Source organism: Thiohalocapsa sp. (genome assembly GCF_019695415.1).
Taxonomy (GTDB): domain Bacteria; phylum Pseudomonadota; class Gammaproteobacteria; order Chromatiales; family Chromatiaceae; genus Thiohalocapsa.
Genome location: NZ_JAIFKJ010000267.1, coordinates 1 through 2,528 on the forward strand (window position 1 = coordinate 1; position 2,528 = coordinate 2,528).

3 protein-coding genes, 1 tRNA gene and 2 pseudogenes are annotated in these 2,528 nt (G+C 66.0%); 4 read left to right on the forward strand and 2 right to left on the reverse strand.

What is annotated here, in order from left to right; translation table 11 throughout:
• The 4 genes and pseudogenes from I6U14_RS07660 to I6U14_RS07670 all read left to right on the forward strand — a co-directional run.
• Window positions 1-324: VVA0879 family protein (locus tag I6U14_RS07660; RefSeq protein ID WP_296898203.1), on the forward strand; the 324-nt coding region annotated here is incomplete at its 5' end.
• Window positions 317-523, forward strand: coding sequence for a hypothetical protein (locus I6U14_RS07665; protein WP_296898204.1), 207 nt, complete (start codon window positions 317-319; stop codon window positions 521-523). The genes I6U14_RS07660 and I6U14_RS07665, both read left to right, overlap by 8 nt.
• A gap of 23 nt (window positions 524-546) precedes the next feature.
• Window positions 547-723: pseudogene (locus tag I6U14_RS18260) on the forward strand (helix-turn-helix domain-containing protein); the annotation flags it as partial.
• Window positions 724-812: 89 nt separating this feature from the next.
• The gene (locus I6U14_RS07670; RefSeq protein WP_296898206.1) at window positions 813-2,009 is read left to right on the forward strand and encodes a site-specific integrase; all 1,197 of its coding nucleotides are present in this window, start codon (window positions 813-815) and stop codon (window positions 2,007-2,009) included.
• A gap of 57 nt (window positions 2,010-2,066) precedes the next feature.
• On the opposite strand, the gene I6U14_RS07675 is transcribed toward I6U14_RS07670, so the two are convergent.
• Together I6U14_RS07675 and I6U14_RS07680 are read right to left on the reverse strand one after the other, a co-directional pair.
• A tRNA-Thr gene (locus tag I6U14_RS07675) sits at window positions 2,067-2,142 on the reverse strand.
• A gap of 131 nt (window positions 2,143-2,273) precedes the next feature.
• Window positions 2,274-2,528 (reverse strand): annotated as a pseudogene (locus tag I6U14_RS07680) (Uma2 family endonuclease); the annotation flags it as partial.

Consider the following 2,528-nt stretch of genomic DNA (forward strand, 5'->3'; position numbering starts at 1 on the left):
ACCTACACCCGCGAACACTGGCTCGCCGAGGCCAAGCGCCGCTTCGGCCGCGACCCGCTCGACTGGCGCTTTGTCTGCCCCGTCTGCGGGCACGTCGGCAGCGCCCGCGATTGGCGCGATGCCGGTGCCCCCAAGGGCGCCGTCGGCTTCGCCTGCGTTGGGCGCTGGCTGGCGCAGGCGCGGGACGCCTTCGGCGCCGCGGGCCCTGGGCCCTGCAACTATACCGGCGGCGGCCTGTTCCGGCTGAACCCGGTCACCGTCGCGCATGAAGGCGAGACCTTCCAGGTGTTCGCGTTCGCCGACCCGGAGGTCGAGCATGTCTGAGACCTCCGCGCCGCCCACCGTCTACCGCTACGCCTGGGGCAACAATTCCAAGCGCAAGCATTTGAACGGCCGCCTGTGCATCATCGAGGCCACGGGCGCGCTCGGCTCGGTGCAGATCCGCTTTCTGGACAACGATCAGCGCGAGATCGTCAGCCGCCGCGCGCTGCGTGTGTTGCGTGAGGCCGCGCTGGCGCGGTAGCGGGCTGGAAGTGAGAGTGAGGCATGACTAACGCAGCGAACCCCGGACAGGCCAACTTCACGGACGAATGGTTAGTGACGATCGAGGGCGCGGCACGACGTCTCGGCGTTTCCGCGACGACGGTGCGACGCCTTCTGGACACGGGCACGCTGCGCGAGTGTCGTATTCGAGGGCGGCGCAATGTGCGCGTCGACTCGATCCTGTCGATGCTGGACGGCGGTGCGAGGTCACAGGATACTAGCGGCCGTGCGGGGCATGACGTGCGCGAACCGACGAGAGGTGACAGCGCATGTCCAAGCACAGAGATAGCGACGGGCTGTACAAGCAGCCAGGGTCGCACTACTGGTATGGGAGCTACACCGATGCCAGCGGCAAGCGTGTTAGACGATCTACTCGGCGAACGGTCAAGCGCGAGGCCAAAACCGTCCTCGCCGGATGGCGAGACAAGGCAGCCCGGGCGGCAGTCGGGCCGCAGGCGCAAGAGCACTCGTTCGAGGACATGATGGTTGCTTTCCTGCAGCACAGCCGCGAGACCAAGCGGCCGTCCGGGTACACGCGCGACCTGGTTGCCACGGCGCGGTTGCGGGAGTCCTTCGCGAATGTGCCAATGGCGTCAATCACGCGCGCGCCGGTCAAGGCGTACATGGAGCGTCGAGCTGGCGAGGGAGTTACGCCGGCGAGCGTGTTGCGTGAGCTCGCTGTGTTGTCGGCTGCCTTCAACTATGTGCGTTTCGAACTGGAATGGCCGGTCGACAATCCGGTCCAGGGCCGCAAGCCGATACCGGCGAAAGGTCGCGTGCGGTGGGAGTCCCGGGAACGCATCGACGATCTCATCGCGGCCGCCCGTGAAGAGCCGAAGGCAGCGAGCCATCTGCCGGACTACATCCGGCTGGCGGTGAACACGGGCTGCCGCAGGGGCGAGCTGCTCTGGCTGCGATGGTCGCAGGTCGATCTGGCGCGCGGTGTCATCCGGCTAACGGCGACCGACACGAAGACGGGAGTGTCGCGCGGGATTCCATTGAGTGACGACGCGCAGAAGGTGTTGAAGCACCGGCTTGCTGAGCGAGACCGCCTCTGCCCGGGCAGTCCGTGGGTGTTCTGTCACCTTGATGGTCAGAGACTGGGCGAGCGCATCACCGACATCAAGAAGAGCTTCGCCGGGGCGTGTCGGCGGGCGGGGATAGAAGACTTCCGCATCCACGACCTCCGCCACACCTTCGCGTCGTGGCTCGTCATGGAGGGTACGCCGCTCACGGAGGTACGCGACCTGCTCGGGCATACCACGGTGCGCATGACGGAACGCTATGCGCACCTGGCGCCGGACAACCTCAAGTCGGCGATTGGGCGGCTGAACCGCGGCGACGGAGCGCACCCGATGATGCGGCGCGTGCCGAGAGCGGGTGCAAGCGCGTCAGAAGGAGACGAGGACAGTGGCGGTGACGCACCGATGGGTCGAGCGAGCGCCGACCTGAAAAACGCGTCATAGTGACGTCATAGTCGTAGACCGGAGGTCGGCACATGATGACGCAAGTGCTTGAAAGGATGGAGCCGGTGAGCGGATTCGAACCGCTGACCTACGCATTACGAATGCGTTGCTCTACCAGCTGAGCTACACCGGCTGAGTGCCTGCTGGGACGGTGCCCCACCAAGCCGTTAAGAATAAGTAAATCGGGTGGGTGCGGCAAGGGAAATGCGCCGGAAATGGGATGGGATTGCGCTGCTGTCCTGCGGTTACGCGTTGGGAGCCAGCTCAGGCGTCGCCGCGGTCGAGCCCGACCTTGGCGGAGATCTCCGTCAGCGGCACTTCGCAGCCGATGGCGTACAGCACCAGGGTCTGGTCCAGCGAGGCGTAAGGGCAGAGCACCCAGCGCTGGTCGGTCTCACGGGTCAGCACGTCTACGGCGATGCGGTCCTGCGCGACGAGAACGTACTGGCACGGGCTCGGTAATTGTCGGTGGGCCGCAAACTTACAGCACCGGTCAGTCACGGGCGTGACCGGCGTACG